Consider the following 23,911-nt stretch of genomic DNA (forward strand, 5'->3'; position numbering starts at 1 on the left):
CTTCAGCCGCGACAGGCATTACCGATAGAGCCTGTCGCGGCTGAAGCCGCTCCTACAAATGCGCCTATTGGCGAATACGCCACCCACCATTCCAGCTAAGTCCCATAGCCGCCGAAGAACACCTGCAGCGCGCGCCGCGTCGCCTCGCGCAGGTACTCCGGCGACGGGTTCTTCAGCGCGCCGAACAGGCAGGGCATCAGCGTTTCCGCTTCCAGCAGCCCGGCCAGGTGGCGGGCGGCGGTGGTCGGGTCGGCGTGGCGCAGCCGGCCGTGCTCCATCTGTTCCTGCAGGTAGATACCCAGGCGGCTCATGCCGTGGTCGGGGCCGCTCTCGAAGAACAGCAGGCCGATGTCGGAGCGTCCCGACACGCCGATGATGGTCTGCCACACCTGCACCGACTGTTCCGAACACAGAAAGCCCAGGGCGTCCTCGCCCAGGCGCTGCAGCGCGGTCGGCAGATCGTCCTCGGTCTGCATCAGCGCGGCCAGGATCGGCTCCATGAAGCGCTCCGCGACGCTGTGCGCCACCGCCACGAACAGCTCTTCCTTGGACGGGAAATAGCCGTACAGGGTGCGTTTGGAGCTGCCGGCGCGGCTGGCGATCTGGGTCATCGAGGCGCCCTCGAAGCCGGCCTCCAGGAACACGCCGGCCGCCGCTTCGACGATCGCTTCGCGTTTGGCTTCGGTCCTGACGCGCATCGCTCTGCCGTGGAGAAGGGCGCTTAAGTATACCGGGAGGGCAGAAATGATTGACGGCGCCGGATCGCGTGATTAGTATACCGAACCGTACCGTTTAGATTATTTCGCCCGCCTGCGTTCCCACCCGGAGATTCCCTCGTGCGTCCTGTCCTGTCCTCTCGTCTCTCGCCGGCCCTGGCCGTGGCGGCCACCCTGCTGTTGAGCGCCTGCGGTTCGCCCCCGGGCGGCCCGCCGCCGGAGGAGGGCACGCCGCAGATGGGCGTCGTCACCGTCGCCACGCGCCCGGTCGCGCTGACCACCGAATTGCCGGGGCGCACGCTGCCGTACCTGATCGCCGATGTGCGGCCGCAGGTGAACGGCATCATCCAGGCGCGCAAGTTCCGCGAGGGCGGCGAGGTCAAGGCCGGCGAGACGCTGTACCAGATCGACCCGGCCAGCTATCGCGCCACCTACGACAGCTACGTGGCCGCGCTCGGCAGGGCGCAGGCCACGCTGCGCACCGCGCGGCTGAAGGCCGAGCGCTACCGCGAACTGGTGAAGGTGTCGGCGATCAGCCGGCAGGACAGCGACGATGCCGATGCCGCGCTCGGGCAGGCCGAGGCGGATGTCGCCGCGGCCAAGGCCAACGTGGAAAGCGCGCGCATCAACCTGGCCTATGCGCGGGTGGATGCGCCGATTTCCGGGCGCATCGGCAAGTCCAGCGTCACCGCCGGCGCGCTGGTCACCGCCAGCCAGGCGACGGCGCTGGCCACGATCCAGCAACTGGATCCGATCTACGTCGACGTCACCCAGCCCAGCGCCTCGCTGCTGCGGCTCAGGCAGGCGCTGGCCAGCGGCGAACTGGAAAAGGCCGACGCCACCGCGGCCAAGGTGTCGCTGCTGCTGGAGGACGGCAGCCCGTACCCGTTGCAGGGACGGCTGGAGTTCTCCGACGTCACCGTCGACCAGAACACCGGCTCGATCACCTTGCGCGCGGTGTTCCCCAACCCGAACGCGGACCTGCTGCCGGGCATGTACGTGCGTGCGGTGCTGCAGGAGGGGATGAAGGACCAGGCGATCCTGGTGCCGCAGCAGGCGGTGTCGCGCAACGGCGCGGGCAAGCCGACCGCGTACGTGGTCGGCCGCGACCACACGCTGCAGCTGCGCGTGCTGGAGACCGACCGCGCGGTCGGCGACCAATGGCTGGTGCGCAGCGGGCTCAAGCCCGGCGAGCAGCTGGTGGTCGAGGGCCAGTCGCGGGCCCGGCCCGGGGCGACGGTCAAGACCGTGCCGTGGCAGGCGAAGGCCGCCCCCGCCGCGGCGCCTGCCGCTGCCGCGCCGCGCGCGACCAACTGAGGCGCTAGACCGTCATGGCACGTTTCTTCATCGACCGCCCGATCTTCGCCTGGGTGCTGGCCATCATCGTGATGCTGGCCGGCATCCTCTCCGTCGTCACCCTGCCCATCGCGCAATACCCGAGCATCGCGCCGCCGGCCGTGGCGATCACCGCCAACTATCCCGGCGCCTCGGCCAAGACCCTCGAGGACACCGTCACCCAGGTCATCGAGCAGAAGATGAAGGGGCTGGACCACCTGAGCTACATGGCCTCCACCAGCGAGTCCAGCGGCCAGGTCACCATCACCCTGACCTTCGACAACGGCACCGACCCGGACACCGCGCAGGTGCAGGTGCAGAACAAGCTGTCGCTGGCCACGCCGCTGCTGCCGCAAGAGGTGCAGCAGCAGGGCGTGACCGTGACCAAGTCGGCGACCAACTTCCTCAACGTGCTGGCCTTCACCTCCGAAGACGGCAGCATGAGCGACTCGGACCTGTCCGATTACGTGGCCGCCAACGTGCAGGAAGCGATCAGCCGCGTCGAGGGCGTCGGCGACACCACCCTGTTCGGCTCGCAGTATTCGATGCGGATCTGGCTGGACCCGAACAAGCTGAGCAATTTCAGCCTGACCCCGCTGGACGTGAAGACCGCGGTCCAGGCGCAGAACGCGCAGGTCTCCGCCGGCCAGCTCGGCGCGCTGCCGGCCGCCGCCAACCAGCAGCTCAACGCCACCATCACCGCGCAGACGCGGCTGAAGACCGCCGCCGAGTTCGAGGACATCCTGCTGCGCACGCAGTCCGACGGCTCGCAGGTGCGCCTGCGCGACGTGGCCCGGATCGAGCTGGGCAGCGAGAGCTACAACACCGTCGGCCGCTACAACGGCAAGCCGGCCGCGGGCCTGGCGATCAAGCTCGCCACCGGCGCCAACGCGCTGGACACGGTCAAGGCGATCGACGCCAGCATGGCCGAGCAGGAGAAGTTCTTCCCGCCCGGCATGAAGGTGCAAAAGCCCTACGACACCACGCCGTTCGTGCGCATCTCGATCGAAGAGGTGGTGCGCACGCTGATCGAGGCGGTGGTGCTGGTGTTCCTGGTGATGTACCTGTTCCTGCAGAACTTCCGCGCCACGCTGATCCCGACCATCGCCGTGCCGGTGGTGTTGCTGGGCACGTTCGGCGTGCTGGCCGTGTTCGGCTACACCATCAACACGCTGACCATGTTCGCGATGGTGCTGGCGATCGGCCTGCTGGTGGACGACGCCATCGTGGTGGTGGAGAACGTCGAGCGGGTGATGAACGAGGAGCAGTTACCGCCCAAGGAAGCCACGCGCAAGTCGATGGGGCAGATCACCGGCGCGCTGGTCGGCGTGGCCCTGGTGCTGGCGGCGGTGTTCGTGCCGATGGCGTTCTTCGGCGGCTCCACCGGCGTCATCTACCGCCAGTTCTCGATCACCATCGTCGCGGCGATGACGCTGTCGGTGCTGGTGGCGATGGTGCTGACCCCGGCGCTGTGCGCGACCTTGCTCAAGCCGGCCAAGCAGCACGGCATGGCCACCACCGGCTTCTTCGGCTGGTTCAACCGCCTGTTCGACCGCGGCAACGGCCGCTACCAGGGCGTCGTGCGGCACATGCTGGGCAAGGGCTGGCGCTACATGATCGCCTACGCGGTGGTGCTGGCGCTGGTGGTGGTCGGCTTCATGAAACTGCCGGTCGGGTTCCTGCCGGACGAGGACCAGGGCACGCTGTTCGTGCTGGTGCAGCTGCCGCCGGGCGCCACCGCATCGCGTACCGATGCGGTGATCCGCCAGGTCGAGCAGCATTTCCTGGTCGAGCAGAAGGACTCGGTCGCCGGCGTGTTCGCCGTGTCCGGTTTCAGTTTCGCCGGCAGCGGCCAGAACGTCGGCTTCGCCTTCGTCAAGCTGCGGCCGTGGGACGAGCGCACCGGCAAGGGCCAGAGCGTGACCGACGTGGCGGGCAAGGCGGGTGCGTTCTTCGCCGGCATCCGCGACGCCAAGGTGTTCGCGTTCGCGCCGCCGGCGGTGTCCGAGCTGGGTAATGCGACTGGCTTCGACCTGATGCTGCAGGACCGCGCCAACCTCGGCCACGCCGCGCTGATGCAGGCGCGCAACCAGTTGCTGGCCGAGCTGTCGCAGGACAAGCGGCTGGTCGCGGTGCGCCCGAACGGGCAGGAGGACACGCCCGAGTTCAAGCTGGACATCGACCCGCACAAGGCCGAGACGCTGGGCCTGTCGATCGCCGACATCAACGGCACCTTCTCCAGCGCCTGGGGCAGCACCTACGTCAACGACTTCATCGACAAGGGCCGGGTCAAGAAGGTGATGCTGCAGGCCGATGCGCCGTACCGCATGCTGCCGGAGGACATCGACCGCTGGTACGTGCGCAACAGCGCCGGCACCATGGTCGCCTTCAGTTCCTTCGCCAAGGCCAGCTGGAGCATGGGTTCGCCGCGGCTGGAGCGCTACAACAGCGTGCCGTCGGTGGAGATCCTGGGCATGGCGCTGCCGGGCGCGGCGTCCAGCGGCGAAGCGATGGCCATCGTCGAGGCCGCGGCGGCCAAGCTGCCGCCGGGCATCGGCTACGAGTGGACCGGCCTGTCGCGGCAGGAGAAGGCGTCCAGCGGCCAGACCGGCATGCTGTATGCGCTGTCGATCCTGATCGTGTTCCTGTGCCTGGCGGCGCTGTACGAGAGTTGGGCGATCCCGTTCGCGGTGATCCTGGTGGTGCCACTGGGCGTGTTCGGCGCGCTGCTCGGCGCGATCCTGACCTGGAAGATGAACGACGTGTACTTCCAGGTGGGGCTGCTGACCACCATCGGCCTGGCGTGCAAGAACGCGATCCTGATCGTGGAGTTCGCCCGCGAGCTGCACGAGAGCGGCAAGAGCCTGCTGGAGTCGGCGCTGGAAGCGGCGCGCATGCGCCTGCGGCCGATCCTGATGACCTCGCTGGCGTTCATCCTCGGCGTGGTGCCGCTGGTGCTGGGCAGCGGCGCCGGCTCCGGCGCGCAGCACGCGCTGGGCACCGCGGTGATCGGCGGCATGCTGTCCGGCACGATCCTGGCGATCTTCTTCGTGCCGCTGTTCTTCGTGCTGGTGTGCGGCCTGTTCAAGCGCCGCGCCGGCACTCCCGACGACCCGTCCGCCGCGCGCGTCGCGGAAGGAGCCTGAGATGTCCCGTTTCCTGTTCGCCCCGCTAGCGCTGGCGGTGTCCGTCGCGCTCGCAGGGTGCAGCCTGATGCCGACGTACGAGCGCCCGGCTGCGCCGGTGCCGGCGGCCTTCGCCGGCGCCGACGCCGACGTCGACAGCGGCGCGCAGACCGGTGCCGCGCAGACCGGCACGCTGCCGGTCGCCGACATCGGCTGGCGCGCGGTGTTCACCGATCCCAAGCTGCAGCAGGTGATCGAACTGGCGCTGGACAACAACCGCGACCTGCGCGTGGCCGCGCTCACCATCGACCAGGCCTGGGCGCAGTACCGGGTGCAGCGCGCCGACCTGGCGCCGGGCGTGGACCTGGCCGGCAGCGGTAGCGGTTCGCGCACGCCGGGCGATCTGTCGGCCACCGGGCGGCCGTCGGTCGCGCACAGCTACAGCGCCACGCTGGGCATCAGCGCCTACGAACTGGATCTGTTCGGCCGCGTGCGCAGCCTCAAGGAACAGGCGCTGCAGCAGTTCCTGTCCACCACCGAGGCGCAGCGCAGCACCCACATCAGCCTGATCGCGCAGGTCGCCACGGCGTATCTCACCCTGGCCGCCGATCAGGACCTGCTGCGGTTGGCGCAGGACACGCTGACCAGCCAGAGCGAGAGCTTGCGGCTGCAGCAACGCAGTTTCGACCTCGGTGCGACCTCGGCGCTGACCCTGCGGCAGGCGCAGACCACGGTGGAAAGCGCGCGGGTGGACGTGGAGCGCTACACCGCGCAGGTGGCGCAGGACCGCAATGCGCTGCGCCTGCTGGCCGGTGCCGAGGTGCCGGCCGCGCTGCTGCCGACCGCGCTGCCGGACAGCGCCAGCGCCGACGCCAACGTGTTGGCCGGCATTCCGGCGGGGCTGCCGTCGGAACTGCTGCAACGCCGCCCCGACATCCTGCAGGCCGAGCGCACCCTGCAGGCGGCCAACGCCAACATCGGCGCGGCGCGCGCCGCGTTCTATCCGAGCATCAGCCTCACCGCCTCGGCCGGCAGCGCCAGCGCCGGCCTGTCCGGGCTGTTCAAGGGCGGCTCGGGCAGCTGGAGCTTCGCACCGAGCATCTCGTTGCCGATCTTCGACGGCGGCCGCAACCGCGCCAATCTCGACATCGCCAAGGCGCAGCGCGACATCGACGTGGCCAACTACGAAAAGGCGATCCAGACCGCGTTCCGCGAAGTGTCCGATGCGCTCGCCGCGCGCGACACGCTGGGCCGCCAGCTGCAGGCGCAGCAGGCGCTGGTGGACGCGTCCGCCGACAGCTACCGGCTGTCGCAGGCGCGCTTCGAGCGCGGCGTGGACAGCTACCTCGGCGCGCTGGACGCGCAGCGCACGCTGTACGCCGCCGAGCAGGCGTTGATCGATACGCGGTTGTCGCGCTTCACCAACTTGGTGACCTTCTACAAGGCGCTGGGTGGCGGCTGGGTGGAGATGGCCGCGGCCACGCAGGCCACGGCAGCGGTGGATCGCTAGCGATGCCGCGGCACCGCGCCGCGCCGGTGCCGCGGCGGCGCGCACCCGCGGCCACGCGCGAGAAGCGCGCCGCGATCCTGCGCGCCGCCCGGCAGCTGTTTTCCCGCGACGGCTTCGACCACACCAACATGGACGCCATCGCCGCATGCGCGGACGTGTCCAAGGCCACGATCTACGCGCATTTCGCCAACAAGGACGCGTTGTTCCGCGCGACCGTGGACGCGATGGTGGGCGAGATGCCGGATCGCTGGGAGGCGCTGCTCGCCACCGCCGGACCGCTGCAGCCGCGGCTGGCGGCGGTGGCGCACGCGCTGATGGAAATGGCGACAGGGCCGCTGCCGAAGGCCATCCATCGCATGCTGGCGTTGTCCACGCAGTTCGCGTTGCCGCATGCCGATACGCACTGGGACCTGTGCTTCGAACGCTACGATCGCGCCATGCAGCGGTTCCTGCGCGCCGAGACCGGGCGCGGCACGTTGGCGATCGCCGACGTGGCGCATGCGTCCGCGCAGTTCTTCGGGCTGGTCGCCGGCGCGCCGGCGCTGCGCGTGCTGCTGACCGGTGCGGCGGTCGCGCCGGAACGGTCGGCGGCGGCGTGCGTGGACAGCGCCGTCGCGTTGTTCGTCCAGGGCTACCGGCCCGATGCGATGTCCGCTGCCGCGTCGCCGGTGCCGGCGCCGCCTAGGCGGGCTGCGCGGCGCACAGCGGGCGCTGCTCGCGGATCGGCAGATTGACCAGCGCTGCGGCCACCGCCAGCGCCATGTCGGCGTACCACATCCACTGGTAGTCGCCGAAGCGCTCCAGCGCCACACCGCCGAGCCAGGCGCCGAAGAACCCGCCGATCTGGTGCGAGAGCAGGGTCAGGCCGAACAGGGTGCCAAGGTAACGCGGCCCGAACAGCTTGCCGATCAGCCCGGCGGTGGGCGGGACGGTGGCCAACCAGGTGAAGCCGAGTGCGGCGGCGAACAGGTAGAAGGTCAGCGGCGTTGGCGGCGCGACCAAGTACCGCCGGCGTCGGCCGCGTGCAGGAATGGGGCAAGCCGGCGCAGGAAATCCGTCCTGGCGACATCATGTGGATCCCGCCAGGCGTGAAGCACTGGCATGGCGCTACGGCGCAGGTGGCGATGACCCACATCGCGATCGCCGAGTCGCTGGACGGATCGCCGGTGGCGTGGCTGGAGCAGGTGTCCGACGAGCAGTACCGCGGCGAGTGACTGCAGCGTTCTAGCGAACGGGCGAGCCCGCGCGCGCGACGACGCGGGCGGATCGTCGTCACCGGCGCCGGCAGCGTGCGCATCAGCGCTGCCGGTGCGGCGAAGGCCGCCGCTTGGCGTGTCGGCGTGGCGAAGAAGCGAGGGATGGACGCGAACGCCTGACGCCCGCGCATCGGCAGCGGTCTGCCGGATCAGACCGGCACTTCCCCGGTGGCCGGTCGCGCGTGACTGTCCGCCGCCGCGCGCAGGCAGCGGACCAGATACTCCGGGGAGAACGGCTTGGCGACCACCGGCAGGTGGCGCAGGTCCTCGCGGATGCCCTGCAGGCCATAGCCGGTGGCAAATACCAGCGGCAGGCCCCGATCGCGTATCGCCTCGGCGACAGGGAACACCTGCTGCCCGCCGATGTTGACGTCGAGCAGGGCGATGTCGAATCCGCCCTGTTCGACCGCCTGCAGCGCCGCTGGCACCGTGGCCACGTTAGCGATCACCTCCAGACCCTGCAAGGTCAGGATGTCCTCGATCATCATCGCCACCAGGCTCTCGTCTTCGACGATCAGGACGCGCAGGGGCTCGGTTGCTTCCATCAAGGCGTTCAGTCCAGTGGGAAATGCATCCGGCAGCGCACGCCGCCAGGCTCGAAGGCGAGCTCGACGTCCCCGCCGAGTTCGCGGGCGATGCAGCGGTCGATGAAGCGGGTGCCGAAGCCGCGCGTGGCCGGCGCCGCCACCGCTGGGCCGCCGGTCTCCTGCCAGGAAAGGGCGAAAGCGCAGGCGTCCACCGTCCATTGCAACTCGACCTGCCCCGATTCGCACGACAGCGCGCCGTACTTCGCCGCGTTGGTCGCCAGTTCGTGCAGCACCATGCACAGCGCAAGGGCGATGCGCGGCGACAGCGCCGCTTCCGGTCCGTCGCGGCGGATCCGTGCGCGGCCGGCGAGCGCGTAGGGCCCCAGTTCGGTCTCGAACAACTCGTCGATTCCCAGGCCGGTCCAGCTGCGTCGGGTCAGCAGGTCGTGCGCCTTACTGAGCGCGAGCAGACGCCCCTGGAACTTGTCTAGGAACTCGCTGGGGTCGGACGAGGCGCGGAAGGTCTGGAAGGCGATCGACTGCACCGAGGCCAGGCTGTTCTTAACCCGGTGGTTGAGCTCGTGGATCAGCGCCTGCTGCTCTTCTTCGGCGTGTTTGCGGGTGGTGATGTCGACCAGCATGTTGACCGCGCCGATGACCGTGCCGTTCTCGTCGCGCAGCGGGGTCGGGAAGGGTATGAACGGCACCCGGGTTCCGTCAGGGCGCTCTGCGATCGCCTCCACGCCGCGGATCTCGCGCTGTTCCCTGAGCGCGACGGCCATCGGGCACTGGTCGTGCGGCAGCGGCGTGCCATCGGCTTCGTACAGGCGCCAGGTCACGCACCACTCGTCGCTGCCGAGCACCGGCCGGCGGCCGGAAAAGTCGATCGCCGCCTCGTTGAAGAAGGTGATCTTGCCCTGAGCGTCGGTCATGTAGATCGCCGCCGGCAGCGCATTGAGGATCTGCCGCAACTGGTGCTCGCGCTCGCGCTGCGCTTCGTTGGCCAGGTGCTGTTCGGTGACGTCGACGGTGAAGCAGCGGGTGTTGACGAACGCGCCATTGGCGTAGCGCGCGTTGGAGGTGATCTGCACGTGGCGGATCGAACCGTCGCGCGCGCGCAGGCGTGCGCCGCGCTTGTCGATCTTCTCCCCAGCGAGCAGGTCGCGCAGGATCTGCTCGATCACGTCCTCATCGACGTGGAAATCGCGGATCGAGCGCCCGACGTACTCTTCGGCCGGATAACCCAGCAGGTCCAGTTCGGCCTGGTTGGCGCGCACGATCGTGCCGTCGCCGGCCACCAGGTGCAGCCCAACCGCGCAGTTCTCGAAGAAGTCCTCCAGGTCCCGCCGGTATTGCCGGTTTTTTTCCTCGGCTCGCTTGTGCTCGGTGACGTCGCGGAAGCAGTTGACCGCGCCGGTGATGCGGCCGTGGCTGTCGCGCAGCGCCTCGATGTCGACCATCAGGGTCCTGCGCGAGCCATCCTCGTGCGCCACCACGACTTCACGGCCATGGCAGGATTCGCCGGTCAGCAGCGCGGTGGCCATCGGCGTGCGCTCGTGCGGCAACCATTCGCCGCTGGCCAGGAACAGGCGATGCGCGCCGCAATAGCGCTCATGGCGATCGCCCAATCGCGGCGCGCGTCCCCACAGCCGGGCGGCGTGGCGGTTGTAGCGCAGGATGGTGCCGTCGGCCGCGCAAACGTAGATGCCGGCGGGGATGGCGTCCAGGACGCCCTGGTCGGCCTCGGCCAGCGCCTGCAGGCTGTTCGGCTGGTACAACTCGTCGGGTGTGTCGATCAACGGTTCGACAGTGACGGACATGGGCAGGGATATCTGGAGTAGAGGCCAAAGTCTAGTTAATTCCAGGTGTGTGTGCCCTTCACATGGCTGCAAGGCCATGCCCGCCGCCACTCGCGTCCCTCAGGGCCGGCAGCGCGGGACCGAAGCCGGCAGCCTGCGGGAACGGGGCGCCGGTCAGGCCGGCGGCGGCCGCGGCACGCTGACCGGGCTGCTGGCCGACATGTTCGCGCTCCACCACGCGCGCGGCGCGCTGAGGCGCCCTTGCGAAACCAGTGCGTTTCGATCGATCCGAGGGCCGTGGGAGCGAGGCAGGGTGGCTATCGGCCTCCTCGGCGTACCTGAGTGCGGTCGCCGGCAGTGGCGATCCATTGGCGAACGTCCGGTGTCGGCGCAGTGCTGCCAAAAGGTATTTGCGCCGGCGCGGCGTTCCGGATTTGTGTCACGGAAATTCGTTCGCGGCCGATGAACTTCCTGCCGGCGCGCGCCGCCGATGCTGCGCGACAACGGGGCCTAGGCGCCGGCGCCGGCGAGCGTGGGGCGCTGCTCGCGGATCGGCAGATTGACCAGCGCTGCGGCCACCGCCAGCGCCATGTCGGCGTACCACATCCACTGGTAGTCGCCGAAGCGCTCCAGCGCCACGCCGCCGAGCCAGGCGCCGAAGAACCCGCCGATCTGGTGCGAGAGCAGGGTCAGGCCGAACAGGGTGCCAAGGTAACGCGGCCCGAACAGCTTGCCGATCAGCCCGGCGGTGGGCGGGACGGTGGCCAACCAGGTGAAGCCGAGTGCGGCGGCGAACAGGTAGAAGGTCAGCGGCGTCGGCGGCGCGAGCAGGTACAGGGCGATCAGCACGGCGCGGCTGGCGTACATCGCCAACAGCAGCCACTTCATGCGCACGCGCTCGCCGAGCTTGCCGGCGACCAGGCTGCCGGCGACGTTGAACAGGCCGATCAGCGCGATGGCGATCGCCGAGACGCTGGGCGCCAGCCCGCACAGCGCGATCTCGCCAGGCAGGTGGGTGACCAGGAACGCGATGTGCACGCCGCAGGTGAAGAAGCCCAGGTGCAGGCACCAGTAGCTGCGGTCGCGCAGGGCGACGCGCAACTGCGCGCGCAATCCGCCGTCCGCGGCGACCGCTGTCGCCGATGGCGCCTGCGCGTGACTCTTGCCGCGCAGCGGCCAGGCCAGCGGCAGGGTCAGCAGCGACAGCGCCGCCATGCCGGTCATGGCCATCGCCCAGCCGGCGGCGCCGATCATCCATTGCACCAGCGGCGCGAACAGGAACTGGCCCAGCGACCCGCCGGCATTGATCAGCCCGGCGGCGAACGAGCGCTGCTGCGGCGCGAGCCGATGCGCGGTGGCGCCGATCAGCACCGAGAAGCTGCCGGCGCCGGCGCCCGCCGCGGCGAGCAGGCCGAGGCTGACGATCAGGCCCCATTCGGTCGGCATCAGCGGCGCCAGGCCCAGGCCCAGCGCCAGCAGCATCCCGCCCAGCCACAGCACCGGCAGCGGGCCGCGCTGGTCGGCGATGGCGCCGAACACCGGCTGCACCGCGCCCCACACGAACTGGCCGACCGCCAGCGCGAAGCTGATCGCGGCGATGCCGACGCCGCTGCTGCGATGGATCGGCTCGACGAACAGACCGGTGGTCTGGCGCGCGCCCATGGTCAGCATCAGCGTTGCCGAGGCGATGAGCAGCAGGCCCCAGTGGCGGCTGGCCTGCGCGTGCGGCGCTGCGTCGCTCATGCGGTGGCGTCCTCGCGATCGGCGCCCAACGCGCGTTCCAGCTGCCGCAGCTGGCGGTGCAGGGCGTCGATGGCGGTGGTGCCGGCCAGGGCGTCGATCCGCGCCTGTGCGCGCTCCCAGTGCGGCAGCGCGCGTTTGAGCAGGCGCCGGCCGGCGGCGCTGACCACCACCAGCTTCTGCCGCGCATCGTCGCTGCGGCGTTGCTCGATCCAGCCGGCCGCCTGCATCGGCTTGAGATTGCGCGACAGCGTGCTGCGGTCCATGCCCAGGCGTTCGGCCAATGCGCCGAGCTGCTGTGCGCTGCCGGCGCGGCGCAGGATCGAATACTCGTTCAGACTCAGCCCCACCGCGCTCAGTTCGCGGTCGTAGACCTGCGAGGTACGGCGCGCGGCGCGGCGCAACAGGAAGCAGGTGCAGCGGCAGGGGATGGCATCGTCCATGGTTCGGCAAAGTACGTGCATATGCATGTAGTTGGCAAGCGCAAGGTCGGCAGGGACGGCGGCATGTCGCCGTCGTTCGCGCGTAGCACGGGCCCAGCCGGGCAGGGTGCGTGCAGTTGCAGCGGTGGCAGTGCACCCTGCCTGGCGCAACGACGCATGCATGCGCACGCGCGCTCGCGTAGCGCCCGACGTTGCTATGCTCTGCGGCGCCTTGCGCCTGCCGGAGTGCCGCACCGATGCCGAAGACCCACGCCGCCTCTGTCCCCATCGCCGCCGCGCGGGCGCGCGCGCTGTGGCTGGACGCGCAACGGCTGACCACGCCCACGCCGTTCGGCGCCGGCGCTGAAGCGGTGCGGCGGGCCACCGCGCACCTGGGCTACGTGCAGATCGACACCATCCACGTGATCGAGCGCAGCCACCACCACGTGCTGTACAGCCGCATCCCCGACTACCGCAAGCAGGACCTGGAACAGGCGCAGTCGCAGGACAAGTCGGTGTTCGAATACTGGACGCATGCGCTGGCCTACGTGCCGATCGCCGACTACCGCATGTACGTGGCGCAGATGGCGCGCTACCGCGCCGAGACGGACGCGGCCGGCAGGATCGATCCGGCCGACTACGCCAGGCTGCTGCGGCGCATCCGCAACGACGGGCCGTTGTCGATCCGCGACATCGACGACGACGTGCTGGTCGAGAAGACCCATCCGTGGGGCAGCCGCAAGCCGTCGCGGGCGGCGCTGCGCTACGGCTTCTTCAGCGGCGACCTGGTGGTCAGCCAGCGCAGCGGCATGCTCAAGACCTACGAGCTGGCCGCGCGCCATTTCGGCTGGACCCGGCGCCCGCGCCCGGCCAGCGACGCGCAGTACGCGCGCTATCTGCTGGAGCGTGCGCTGCGCGCGCAGGGCCTGGTCGGCGTGGATGCGATCTGCTACGGCAACGCCGGCGCCAAGCCCGCGGTGCGTGCGCTGATCGCCGCCGCGGTCGCCGCCGGGCGGCTGCTCCCGGTGCATCTGCAGGGCCAGGAGCAGGCGGCGTTGTGGGCCGAGCCGGCGTTGCTGGAGCACGCGCCGCCTGTGCCGGACGAGACCGTCGCGCATCTGCTGTCGCCGTTCGATCCGCTGGTGATCCAGCGCAAGCGGCTGCAGCAGTTCTTCGGCTACGAACATCGCTTCGAGGCCTACGTGCCGGCGGCGCAGCGGGTGCTCGGCTACTTCGCGCTGCCGGTGCTGGTCGGCGACCGCATCGTCGCCGCGCTCGACCTGAAGATGGACCGCCAGGCGGGCAGGCTGCTGATCCAGAAATGGACCTGGCTGGTGCCGCAGCGGCCCGCGCTGAAGCGCGCGATCGAGGCGGCGCTGCAGCGTTTCGAGCGCTTCCATCTGCAATAGCGAGGCGCACTTGCCGCGTCCGTGTGCCGCCGGGTTGTGCGAACTTGACCAAGCCGCCCGAACGATGCGCGGCCCGCTGCAGACACGCCCTATACTCGCCGCCTCGTGCCAGAGCAGAGCAGCGGGAGCGCTCGAATGCAGCTGATCCTCGAAGACTCCGGGCAGGCCCTCACCGTGCAGGAGCTGGACGAATTCCAGCAGCAATTCGGTGCGCAACTGCCGGCCGGCTTCAGGCAGTTCTATCTGCAGCACAATGGCGGGGACCTGCCCGAGGACCATGGCGACAACGATTTTCTGCTGGGCGGTTTCACGCCGATCAAGTACGGCATTGCTCCCATCGAGACCGTCTACCGCGACCTGACCCACAGCGTTTCCTCCCTGCAGGGAATGATTCCCTTCGCCTACGACTATGGCGGCGACTGTTTCCTGTTGTCGCTCAGGAAAGATGATCACGGGAAAATCTACCTCTACCTGATGGACGAGGAGGAACTGGCCCTGGTAAGCGATTGCTTTGACGACTTCATGGCCGAACTCACCGGCTGAGCGGCCGCGGCCTAGTTTTCGCAGGCCGCCGCTTCGTTCCCGCCTGCATTGTCGCCGGCGCCCACCGCGTCCACCACTGCCCGCGCCAGCCCGGCACGCGAGTACGGCTTGGACAGGCGCGGGATCTGCGGGTGCGCGCCCGGCGCCAGGTCGGTGTAGCCGGAGAGCAGCAGGATCGGCAGCGCCGGCTGCGCCTGGCGGATCGCCACCGCCAGCTGCATGCCGGTCATGTCCGGCATCGCGTAGTCGGTGACCACCAGGTCGAAGCGCTGCTGCGCGAGCATGGCCAGCGCCTCGGGACCGGAGCCGGCCGCGGCGACCTGGTGGCCGAGTTCGCCGAGCATCTGCGCGGTGTTGGCGAGCACCAGCCGGTCGTCGTCCACCGCCAGGATCTTCAGCGCGCCGGCCGCCACCGCCGGCAGCGCCGGCGTGCGCGCCGCGGGCGGGGCGGCTGCGGCATCGGCGTCCGTGGCCGGCAGCCAGATTTCCGCGGTGGTGCCAAGGCCTGGGGTGCTGTGGATCAGCAACGCGCCGCCGCATTGCTGGGCCAGCCCATGCACCATCGACAGGCCCAGGCCGGTGCCCTTGCCGACGCCCTTGGTGGTGAAGAACGGCTCGGCGGCGCGCTTGAGCGTGGCCTCGTCCATGCCGGTGCCGGTGTCGGTGACCGCCAGGCATACGTAGCGGCCGGGCCGCAGCCCATCGGACGCGTGCCGGCGCCGCGCCGCGCGCGCGGCGATCAGGATGCGGCCCTGGCCGTCCATCGCGTCGCGCGCGTTGACCGCCAGGTTCAGCAGCGCCGTTTCCAGCTGGTTGGCATCGGTCTCCACCGCCGGCAACCGCGTCGGCAGTTCCAGCTGCAGCGCGATGGTCGCGCCCAACGAACGTTCCAGCAGGTCGGTCATGCCCTCGACCAGCGTCTTCACGTCGAGCCGCTCGGTGCGCAGGTCCTGCTTGCGCGCGAAGGCCAGCATGCGCGCGGTCAGCGCGGCGCCGCGCTCGGCGCCGGCGGTGGCGTTGTCCAGCAGCCGCCGCAGCAGCGGGTCGTCCGGCACGCGCCCGCGCAGCAGTTCCAGGTTGCCCAGGATCACCGTCAGCAGGTTGTTGAAGTCGTGCGCGATGCCGCCGGTGAGGTTGCCGATCTCCTCCATCTTCTGCGCTTGCCGCAGCGCCTTCTCGGCCATGATCCGCGCGGTCATCTCCACCGCCTCGAACACCATCCCCACCGCCGTGCCGGCCGCATCCAGCACCGGCCGCAGCGACAGGTCGAAGGCGCGCACGCCGGTGGGCAGGTTCAAAGTCATGCTCATGTGCTCGGTGCCGCCGGCGGCGACGCGGCGCACCGCGGCCTCGACCAGTTCCGGCGCACCGTCCGTCTTCGCGAACCACGGCGTGGTCCACAGCGGCCAGTCGCGGATGTCGTCCAGGCGCGCGCCGATGCCCTGCAGCGCGGTGGCATTGGTGTAGCGCAGGCGCCCGTCCAGGTCCAGCAGGCCCTGGAACAGGTGCGAGGTCTCCAGCACGGTGCGGATGTTGGATTGGCTCTGCGCCAGTTCGGCGGTGCGCTCGGCCACCTTGCGCTCCAGTTCGCGCAGGAAGCGCTGTTCGTCCAGCCGGCGCTGCGCCTCCGAGCGCACGCGCTCGATGTGCGCCCAGGAACGTTCGGTCACTTCGGTCAGCAGCGACAGTTCCTCCTGCGTCCAGCGGTGCGGCGCGCTGTCGTGGATGGCCATCAGTGCGGTCAGCCGTCCTTCCTTGACCAGCGGCATGCAGATGGTCGCGGCCAGGCCGATGTCCAGGAACGTGGCCGCTTCGTGCGGCGGCAGCTGCGCGCGGTTGTCGTCCAGCACCAGCGGCAGGCCGGCGCGCAGGTTGCGCACCGCCAGCCGGCCGAACGCGGCCAGGCTGTAGTGGCCGGTGATGCTCTGCGCGCCGGGCGCGCTCCAGTCGCCGCGGATGGTGAAGCCGTCCTGGTCCGGATCCATGTCCGCATAAGCGCACACCGACACGCGCAGGTACTCGCCGAGCAGGCGCGTGGTGGTGGCGAGGATGGCGCCGGCATCGGTGCTGGCGGCGGTGGCCTTGGCCAGCGCGTCGAGAAACCGCAGGCGCCGCTCGTTGGCGCGCAGTGCGTCGGCGCTCCGGCGCTGCTCGGTGACGTCGTGGCCTTCGATGAAGATGCCGGTGACCTCGCCGGATGGACCGGTCACCGGCTGGCAGACGAAGTCGAGGATGCGTTCGTGCGCCTGGCCGTCGTGCTGCAGCTGGAAGGTCGCCGAATTGGCGACGAAGGCCGTGCCCGTGCGGTAGGCGTTGTCCAGGATGTCGAGGAAGTCCGGCCGCGCCATGTCCGGCAGTGCGGCGCGGATCGGCAGGCCGAGCAGCTCGCCGCCGCCCATCAGGCGCACGAACGCCGGGTTGGCCAGTTCGACGACGTGGTCGCGCCCGGCCAGCATCACCATCAAGCCGGGCGCCTGGTCGAACAGGCGGGTCAGGCGCGTGCGCTCGGCCTGGATATGGGCCTGCGCGCGCACCCGCTCGGTAGTGTCGACGACGAAGGCGATGACCCCGGCCGGGGCGCCGTCGTCGTCCAGCACCGGCGAATAGTCCAGGTCCATCCACACCTGCTCGGGGCGGCCATGGCGGTGCAGGGTCAGTTCCTGGTCCTTGTACGACAGCGTCTGCCCGGCCAGGCCCACCTTCATCACGTGGTCGTTGAACTCGGCCACTTCCGCCCAGCCCTGGCGCACCTCCGAGCCGAGCAGCTGCGGATGCCGCGCGCCGGCGAAGACCGCGTAGGCGTCGTTGTAGATCATGATGCCCTCGGGCCCCCACAGCAGCACGATCGGCAGCGGCGAGCGCAGCAGCATCGCGGTTACCGTGCGCAGGCTCTGCGGCCATGCCGACAACGGCCCCAGCGGCGTACGCGACCAGTCGAAACGGCCGATCAGCGCGCCGGTCTCGCCGCCGCCGTGCAGGAACGGGTGCGCGTGGGCCTCGGCGGCGGGAGTCGCGTGGTCAGGGCTCATGAGGGGGAATTGCCGGCGTTGTGCGGGTAAGCGGCGGTACTTTACCGGAGCGTTCTGCGCCGGCCATGACATGGAGTTCATGCGCGCAGGCGGGCCGATCCGGGACCGGCAGGCATCTGGCATGCACGACGGCGCGGGGCATCGGCGAAGGTGCCGCGGCCGGCGTGGCGAGCGCAGCGCATGCCTCGCGCGGATCGTGCGCGACACAAGGCCGCGGCCGAGCGCCGCCGCGGGGCGATGGCGGCGAACACATTGCCCGCGTCCACCGGCGAACGGATCGGGCCTTCACAAGCGCCTGCTTAGTCTGTGATTCCCACCTTCAGCGACAGCCGCATGTCCGCCGCCAGACACTGTCTCCACGCCGCCATCGTCGCCTGCCGACAGCGCGCACCCGCCGTGCTGGCGGTGGTGATGGCCAGCGAAGGCTCCACCTATGCGCATGCCGGCGCGATCGCGCTGTTCGTTGCCGACGGCGCGCAGCAGGGCTGGCTCAGCGGCGGCTGCCTGGAGCCGGAGATCGCGCGCTGCGCGGCGCGCGCGGCGGCGGCCGGCGCGCTGGCGTGGATGGAGATCGACACGCGCGACGACGACGACCTGCTGTCCGGCTCGGCGGTGGGCTGCCGCGGCCGCCTGCGCCTGGCCTTGTTGCCGTTGTCGGCACTGCCCGGCATCGAGCGCCTGGCGCAGGCCTGGCTGCAGCGGCGCGGCGGCTTGACCCTGGCGCTGGATGGCGACGGTGGCGTGGTCGCGGCCGTGGCCGGGCAGACGCTGCAGTGGCGCGTGCCGTGCCAGGCCTGGAATGGCGCGGCGGCCTGCGGCGGCCAGGTACAGGTGCCGCCGCCGCCGCGGGTCAGCGTGTTCGGCGCGGGTCCGGAAACCGCGGTGCTGTTGCCGCTGCTGCGGCAACTGGGCTGGATGACCACGCTGGTCGAGCAGCGGCCGCGCTGGATGGCCCAAGCCGTGCTGGCCGACCTGGCCTTGGCCTGCACGCCGACCCGCGCGCTGGTCGACTGCGCCGACAGCGATGCGGCGCTGGTGATGCACCACCACTTCGAACTGGACCGCGAAGCGCTGGACGCGCTGGCGGGCAGCGCGATCCCGTTCCTGGGCCTGCTGGGGCCGCCGCGCCGGCGCGAGGATCTGTTCCGCCTGCTGCGCCCGCAACAGCACGCGCAACTGCTGCCGCGGCTGCATGCGCCGGTCGGGCTGCGGCTGGGCGGCAGCGGCGCGGAGGCGATCGCGCTGAGCATCGCCGCGCAGCTGCAGGCCACCCGCACCGCGCCGCCACGGCCGGGCGCGGCTGCGGAGGCGCGCGGTAGGCCGCGGCGCGCGCGCCGCGACGCAGTGGCGGCGCCGGTGCCCTCGGATGCCGAGGAGGAAGCGCGATGAGCCAGGCGCACGCGGCGTTGATCCTGGCAGCCGGCGCCAGCCGCCGCCTCGGCCACGCCAAGCAGGCGCTGACCCGCGACGGCGAACCGCTGCTGCGCCGCGCCGCGCGCCTGGCGCTGGCCACGGCGCCGGCGCGTTGCGTAGTGGTGCTGGGCGCGCAGGCCGAGGCGCTGCGCCCGGCGCTGGACGGGTTGCCGGTGGAAGTGGTGCGCAATCCGGACTGGTCCAGCGGCATGGGCGGCAGCCTGGAGTGCCTGCGCGCGGTCGTCCACGACGACGCCTCCATCACCCATAGCCTGGTGCTCGGCTGCGACCAGCCGGCGCTGGATCTGCCGCACCTGCACGACCTGCTGGCCGCGGCCATGCGCGCCGCGTCCGGCTGCGCGATCAGCGCCTACGCCGGCGTGCGCGGCATGCCGGCGGTGGTGGCGCAGGACTGTTGGCGCGGGCTGCGCCTGTCCGGCGACCGCGGCCTGCGCGCGCTGTTCGAGGCGATGGCGCCGGACAGCCTCGGCTGCATCGTCGCCCCGGCGCTGGCGCTGGACCTGGACACCCAGCAGGACGTGCTGGCCGCGGTGGAGCGCGGCTGGCTGGATCCGTAGCGGCCAAGGAGCTGGGCGCTCGCTACGGACGAGCGAGTCCCTGTAGGAGCGGCTTCAGCCGCGACCGGGCTTTGTCGGCAAGGCCATGGTCGCGGCTGAAGCCGCTCCTACAGGAAAGCATGACGGGCCACCCTGGTCGCGCACGAGCGAATGCCCGCGCGCAGTGATGGCAGGGCGCCGCCGCGCTCAGCCGATCAGCTTGTCCGGGGTGATCGGCAGTTCGCGGATGCGCTTGCCGGTGGCATGGAACACGGCGTTGGCGATCGCCGCGGGAATGCCGACCATGCCCAGCTCGCCCATGCCCTTGACCCCGAGCGGGTTGACGATGCGGTCCTGTTCTTCCACGAACATGGTCTCGATCTGCTGCACGTCGGCATTGACCGGCACGTGGTAGTCGGCCAGCGAGGCATTGAGCATGCGTCCGTAGCGGTGGTCGACCTCGGTGCCTTCGCTGAGCGCCATGCCGATGCCCATCACCACCGCGCCGATCTCCTGGCTGTGCGAGGTCAGCGGGTTCATGATCTTGCCGCAGGCGGTGGCCTCGATGACCCGGGTCACCTGCACCATGCCGGTGTCCGGATCGACCTTGACCTCGATGAACTGCGCGCCGTGCGCGGCGGTGGCGTACTTCTGGCGCTCGGCCGAGGGCTTGGACTCGTGCACCACCTCCAGTTCCTGCAGGCCGTGCTGGCGCATCAGTTTGGCCACGTCCAGGCCGGCCTCGGGCTTGCCGGTCGGGCGCAACTGGCCGTCTGCCAGTTCCACCGCGTCCACGTCCAGGCCGCTGAACGCCGATTGCCCGTCCTGCCTGGCCAGCTCCAGCAGCTTGCCGCGGATCTCGCGCACCGCGCCGTGGATCGCGCTGCCGACGCTGGCGGTGGTCCACGAGCCGCCCTGCGACGGCGCCTTCGGCAGGCGCGTGTCGCCGAGTTCGAACTGCACGCGCTTGGCGTCGATGCCCAGGTATTCGGCGGCGATCAGGGTCATCACCGTATAGGTGCCGGGGCCGATGTCGGCGGTGGCGCTGCCGACCACGGCGCTGCCGTCGGCCTTGAGCAGCACCCGCGCCAGCGCCGGCATCTGCATCGCCGGCCAGGTGCCGGTGGCCATGCCCCAGCCGACCAGCAGGCGCCCATCGCGCATCGAGCGCGGCTCCGGGTTGCGTTTGCTCCAGCCGAAGGTCTCGGCGCCGAGCCGGTAGCACTCGCGCAGCGCCTTGCTCGAGAACGGCTTGCCGGTTTCCGGATCGGTCTCGGCGTAGTTGGCCAGGCGCAACTGCAACGGGTCCATCTTCAGCGCGTGCGCCAGTTCGTCCATTGCGCACTCGATGCCGAACATCTGGCTGATCGCGCCGGGCGCGCGCATCGCCTGCGGCGTCGGCAGGTCGGTGTCGACCACCTCGAAGCGGTCCTCGACGTTGGGGCAGGCGTACAGCGAGCGCGCGTTGCGCAGGAACGCCTCGTTGAACGCCTCGATGCGCGAGGTGTTGAGCACGTGCCGGTAGCGGATCGCCTGCAGCTTGCCGGCTGCGTCGGCGCCCAGGTCCAGTTCCACCCGATAGTAGGGGCGGTAGCCGTGGCCGCTGAACATCTGCCGGCGGGTGTAGACGATCTTGACCGGGCGGCCGACCGCCTTGGACACCGCGCCGAGCAGGAAGGTGTAGTAGTTCGGGCGCAGGCACGAGCCGAACGCGCCGCCGACGAACAGCGACACCACGTTGACCCGTTCGGTCGGGATGCCGAAATAGCCGGCCAACTGCTCGCGATCCTGGTGGACGTTCTGGCTCTTGTTGATGACCGTCAGCGTGTCGCCGATCCAGTAGCCGATGCCGCCGTGCGGCTCCATCGGGTTGTGGTGCTCGATCGGCATCGTGTACGCGGCCCGCACCTGGACCGGCGCGGCGGCGAACGCCGCAGCCGGGTTGCCGCGCGGCGGCGGCGATTCCTTCGGCGTGGGATCGTAGGCCTGGTCGAGCAGCGCCACGAAGTCGGTGCTCGGCGTTTCCGCCGCGTAGTCCACCTGGATCAGCCGTGCGGCATGCCGCGCCTGCTCGAAGCTGGCGGCGACCACCACCGCGATCGGTTGCGCGCTGAAATGGATGCGCTCGTCGACCAGGGCGCGGAACGACAGGTCCTCGCCTTTCTTCTTGACCTCGTCGGACACCGGCTTGACCGAATTCAGATGGGTCAACACCTTGATCACCCCCGGCGCGGCCTCGGCGGCGCGGGTGTCGATGCGCACGATGCGGCCCTTGGCGATGGTGCTGGTGAGGATGTAGCCGTGGGTCAGGTGCGGGATCTGGAACTCCGCCGCGTAGCGCGCCTTGCCGGTGACCTTGGCGTAGCCGTCGACGCGACGCATTTCCTTGCCGATGTAGTTCATTGCCGGTTCTCCGGTTCGGTGCTCACGCGGCATCGCTGCCGCTGGCGCGATGCAGGGCGCGGATCATCGCGTGCGTGCCCATCGGCACCTTGTAAGCGTTGTGCGCCAGCGGGCGCGCGGCGGCCATCTCGGCCTGCGCGGCTGCGGCGAAGGCCGCTTCGCCGACGCGCTGGCCGACCAGTGCGCGTTCGGCGGCGTGCGCGCGCCATGGTTTGTGCGCCACCCCGCCCATCGCGATGCGCGCCTCGCGGATGCGCCCATCCGGCTCCAGCGCCAGCGCCGCGGCCACCGAGACCAGCGCGAACGCGTAGCTGGCGCGGTCGCGCACCTTCAGGTAGTGGCTGTGCGCGGCGAAGCGCTGCGCCGGCAGGACGATCGCCTCGATCAGTTCGCCATGCGCCAGCTGGTTGTCCAGGTCGGCGCGCGCGTCGGGCAGCAGGTGGAAGTCGGCGAAGGGGATCTCGCGGCGCGCGCCGGCCGGCGTGCGCACCTGCACCGTGGCATCGAGCGCGGCCAGCGCCACGCACATGTCCGAGGGATGCACCGCCACGCAGTGCGTGCTGTGGCCGAAGATCGCGTGGGTGCGGTTGAGGCCCTCGCGCGCGCCGCACCCGCTGCCGGGGCTGCGCTTGTTGCAGGGCAGGGCGGTGTCGTAGAAATAGCCGCAGCGCGTGCGTTGCAGCAGGTTGCCGCCGTTGGTGGCCATGTTGCGCAGCTGCATCGTCGCCCCGGCCAGGATCGCCTGGCTCAGCAGCGGATAGCGCTGGCGCACCAGCGGGTGGTTGGCGGTGTGGGTGTTGTTGGCCAGCGCACCCAGGCGCAGGCCGCCGTCGGCGGTTTCGGCGATCTCGGCCAGGCCCTTGAGCCGGGTCAGGTCGACGATCTCGTCGGCGCCGGTCACGCCTTCCTTCATCAGGTCGAGCAGGTTGGTGCCGCCGCCGAGGAAGCGCGCGTTCGGATTGGCGGCGACGCGGCGCACCGCGTCCTCGGCGGAACTGGCGCGCTGGTACTTAAACGGCGTCATCGGCCACCTCCTTCGCCATCTTCAGCGCGGTCAGCTCGGACTGGTCGACGTAGCGCCAGGTCAGCGCGCGCGGCGCGCCGCCGCTGTGCACGTCCTGGATCGCGGCGACGATCTTCGGATAGGCGCCGCAGCGGCACAGGTTGCCGCTCATGCGTTCGCGCACTTCCGCATCGGTGAGGTCGGTCACCGGCTGGCTGACGTCGGCACTGACGTGGCTGGCGTCGCCACGCTTGATCTCGTTGAGCAGCGCCACCGCCGAGCAGATCTGCCCGGGCGTGCAGTAGCCGCACTGGAAGCCGTCGTGCTGCACGAACGCGGCCTGCATCGGATGCAGCCGCTCGCCGTCGGCCAGGCCTTCGATGGTGGTGATCTGCGCGTCCTCGGCCTGCGCGGCCAGGGTCAGGCAGGACAGCCGCCGCTCGCCGTCGACGATCACCGTGCACGCGCCGCACTGGCCGTGGTCGCAGCCCTTCTTGGTGCCGGTCAACGCCAGGTGCTCGCGCAGCGCGTCCAGCAGCGTGGTGCGCGGGTCCAGCCGCAGCGCATGGCGCTGGCCGTTGACCTGCAGCACGACCGGCAGCGCGTTCTGCGGCGGCGGCAGGTTTGCCGGTGCGGCGAAGGCGGCCTCGCTGAAGGCGATCTGGCCGCCGGCGCCGCTCAGCCCGGCGGCCGACAGCAGGGCGATGAATTCGCGCCGCGACAGGCCGTTGATGCCGAGCCGTCGCGCGAGCGCCGCCTCGTCGTCGCTGAGCGGCGCATCGGGCGGTAGCTCGGCGGCGTCGGGCGCGACCTTGGGGGGATGGGGGTCGTGCTGCATCGGTCTCTCCTGCCTGGGGCCACCGCCTTGTCGCAGCGCGCGTGGCGCAACGGAAGGGACGGTGCGACCTGGGGTGGGCGGTGTCGTCGCGACACCGGTGCATGGACGCGCGACGGCGCCATGTCGAAGCATCGCAGCGGTATTGCGAAGAGATTGCGAAGGGAGGGTTGCGGTGGAGCCGGGATTCGGGATTCGGGAGTCGCAAGGGCGCAGCATCGCGTTCTGCAGGAGCGGCTTCAGCCGCGACAGGCGCTACGAATAGGGTCTGTCGCGGCTGAAGCCGCTC

General features: G+C 70.5%; 17 protein-coding genes and 2 pseudogenes. 9 read left to right on the forward strand and 10 right to left on the reverse strand.

Annotation, left to right across the window (positions count from 1 at the left end; all coding sequences use genetic code 11):
- Nucleotides 1-95: 95 nt before the first annotated feature.
- Complete coding sequence (locus VDQ83_RS10570) at nt 96-698, reverse strand: TetR/AcrR family transcriptional regulator C-terminal domain-containing protein (protein ID WP_455434888.1); 603 nt, start codon at nt 696-698, stop codon at nt 96-98.
- A gap of 138 nt (nt 699-836) precedes the next feature.
- Between VDQ83_RS10570 and VDQ83_RS10575 the strand changes: the two genes are divergently transcribed.
- The 4 genes from VDQ83_RS10575 to VDQ83_RS10590 are packed head-to-tail and all read left to right on the forward strand — an operon-like array spanning nt 837 to nt 7,420.
- Nucleotides 837-2,033, forward strand: a complete 1,197-nt coding sequence (locus VDQ83_RS10575) for an efflux RND transporter periplasmic adaptor subunit (RefSeq protein ID WP_455434889.1) — start codon at nt 837-839, stop codon at nt 2,031-2,033.
- A gap of 14 nt (nt 2,034-2,047) precedes the next feature.
- Nucleotides 2,048-5,197, forward strand: a complete 3,150-nt coding sequence (locus tag VDQ83_RS10580; RefSeq protein ID WP_455434890.1) for an efflux RND transporter permease subunit — start codon at nt 2,048-2,050, stop codon at nt 5,195-5,197.
- Between the two features lies 1 nt (nt 5,198).
- On the forward strand, nt 5,199-6,686 hold the full coding sequence (gene adeC, locus VDQ83_RS10585) for an AdeC/AdeK/OprM family multidrug efflux complex outer membrane factor (RefSeq protein WP_455434891.1): 1,488 nt from the start codon (nt 5,199-5,201) through the stop codon (nt 6,684-6,686).
- Nucleotides 6,687-6,688: 2 nt separating this feature from the next.
- A complete protein-coding gene (locus VDQ83_RS10590) occupies nt 6,689-7,420 on the forward strand; it encodes a TetR/AcrR family transcriptional regulator (protein ID WP_455434892.1) in 732 nt (243 codons plus the stop codon).
- Here the strand turns inward: VDQ83_RS10590 and VDQ83_RS10595 are convergent.
- Nucleotides 7,368-7,691, reverse strand: a pseudogene (locus tag VDQ83_RS10595) (MFS transporter); the annotation flags it as partial. The gene VDQ83_RS10590 and the pseudogene VDQ83_RS10595 overlap by 53 nt on opposite strands.
- Here VDQ83_RS10595 and VDQ83_RS10600 point away from each other — a divergent pair.
- Nucleotides 7,691-7,900 (forward strand): annotated as a pseudogene (locus VDQ83_RS10600) ((R)-mandelonitrile lyase); the annotation flags it as partial. The pseudogenes VDQ83_RS10595 and VDQ83_RS10600 sit on opposite strands and share 1 nt — an antisense overlap.
- Nucleotides 7,901-8,091: 191 nt before the next feature.
- Here the strand turns inward: VDQ83_RS10600 and VDQ83_RS10605 are convergent.
- The 4 genes from VDQ83_RS10605 to VDQ83_RS10620 all read right to left on the reverse strand — a co-directional run bounded on the left by VDQ83_RS10605 (nt 8,092) and on the right by VDQ83_RS10620 (nt 12,451).
- Nucleotides 8,092-8,487 carry a response regulator gene (locus tag VDQ83_RS10605; protein ID WP_455434893.1) on the reverse strand — a complete coding sequence of 132 codons (396 nt, stop codon included), beginning with the start codon at nt 8,485-8,487 and terminating at the stop codon, nt 8,092-8,094.
- Between the two features lie 8 nt (nt 8,488-8,495).
- The gene (locus tag VDQ83_RS10610) at nt 8,496-10,289 is read right to left on the reverse strand and encodes a PAS domain S-box protein (protein ID WP_455434894.1); all 1,794 of its coding nucleotides are present in this window, start codon (nt 10,287-10,289) and stop codon (nt 8,496-8,498) included.
- Nucleotides 10,290-10,778: 489 nt separating this feature from the next.
- On the reverse strand, nt 10,779-12,011 hold the full coding sequence (locus VDQ83_RS10615; protein ID WP_455434895.1) for an MFS transporter: 1,233 nt from the start codon (nt 12,009-12,011) through the stop codon (nt 10,779-10,781).
- Nucleotides 12,008-12,451 (reverse strand): MarR family winged helix-turn-helix transcriptional regulator, encoded by a 444-nt coding sequence (locus VDQ83_RS10620; protein ID WP_455434896.1) that lies wholly within the window; start codon nt 12,449-12,451, stop codon nt 12,008-12,010. The genes VDQ83_RS10615 and VDQ83_RS10620 overlap by 4 nt, the downstream gene beginning before the upstream one ends.
- Nucleotides 12,452-12,687: 236 nt before the next feature.
- Between VDQ83_RS10620 and VDQ83_RS10625 the strand changes: the two genes are divergently transcribed.
- Nucleotides 12,688-13,839: a winged helix-turn-helix domain-containing protein gene (locus VDQ83_RS10625; protein ID WP_455434897.1), complete on the forward strand. Its 1,152-nt coding sequence runs from the start codon at nt 12,688-12,690 to the stop codon at nt 13,837-13,839.
- A 135-nt stretch (nt 13,840-13,974) separates the two neighbouring features.
- Nucleotides 13,975-14,382 carry an SMI1/KNR4 family protein gene (locus VDQ83_RS10630; protein WP_455434898.1) on the forward strand — a complete coding sequence of 136 codons (408 nt, stop codon included), beginning with the start codon at nt 13,975-13,977 and terminating at the stop codon, nt 14,380-14,382.
- Between the two features lie 11 nt (nt 14,383-14,393).
- On the opposite strand, the gene VDQ83_RS10635 is transcribed toward VDQ83_RS10630, so the two are convergent.
- The gene (locus VDQ83_RS10635) at nt 14,394-17,411 is read right to left on the reverse strand and encodes a PAS domain-containing protein (protein ID WP_455434899.1); all 3,018 of its coding nucleotides are present in this window, start codon (nt 17,409-17,411) and stop codon (nt 14,394-14,396) included.
- A gap of 333 nt (nt 17,412-17,744) precedes the next feature.
- On the opposite strand from VDQ83_RS10635, the gene VDQ83_RS10640 reads away from it, so the two are divergent.
- Both VDQ83_RS10640 and VDQ83_RS10645 read left to right on the forward strand, forming a co-directional pair.
- Complete coding sequence (locus VDQ83_RS10640) at nt 17,745-18,800, forward strand: XdhC family protein (RefSeq protein ID WP_455434900.1); 1,056 nt, start codon at nt 17,745-17,747, stop codon at nt 18,798-18,800.
- On the forward strand, nt 18,797-19,402 hold the full coding sequence (locus VDQ83_RS10645; protein WP_263395116.1) for a nucleotidyltransferase family protein: 606 nt from the start codon (nt 18,797-18,799) through the stop codon (nt 19,400-19,402). Before VDQ83_RS10640 ends, VDQ83_RS10645 begins: the two co-directional genes overlap by 4 nt.
- Nucleotides 19,403-19,588: 186 nt before the next feature.
- Here VDQ83_RS10645 and VDQ83_RS10650 read toward each other — a convergent pair whose 3' ends face one another.
- Genes VDQ83_RS10650 through VDQ83_RS10660 form a run of 3 tightly spaced genes read right to left on the reverse strand, consistent with a single transcriptional unit; the run spans nt 19,589 to nt 23,625 of the window.
- Nucleotides 19,589-21,784, reverse strand: coding sequence for a xanthine dehydrogenase family protein molybdopterin-binding subunit (locus VDQ83_RS10650; protein ID WP_455434901.1), 2,196 nt, complete (start codon nt 21,782-21,784; stop codon nt 19,589-19,591).
- A gap of 22 nt (nt 21,785-21,806) precedes the next feature.
- Nucleotides 21,807-22,808, reverse strand: coding sequence for an FAD binding domain-containing protein (locus VDQ83_RS10655; protein WP_455434902.1), 1,002 nt, complete (start codon nt 22,806-22,808; stop codon nt 21,807-21,809).
- Nucleotides 22,795-23,625: a 2Fe-2S iron-sulfur cluster-binding protein gene (locus tag VDQ83_RS10660; protein WP_455434903.1), complete on the reverse strand. Its 831-nt coding sequence runs from the start codon at nt 23,623-23,625 to the stop codon at nt 22,795-22,797. Before VDQ83_RS10660 ends, VDQ83_RS10655 begins: the two co-directional genes overlap by 14 nt.
- Nucleotides 23,626-23,911: the final 286 nt, after the last annotated feature.

It is taken from the genome of Xanthomonas sp. WHRI 7945 (genome assembly GCF_035026585.1).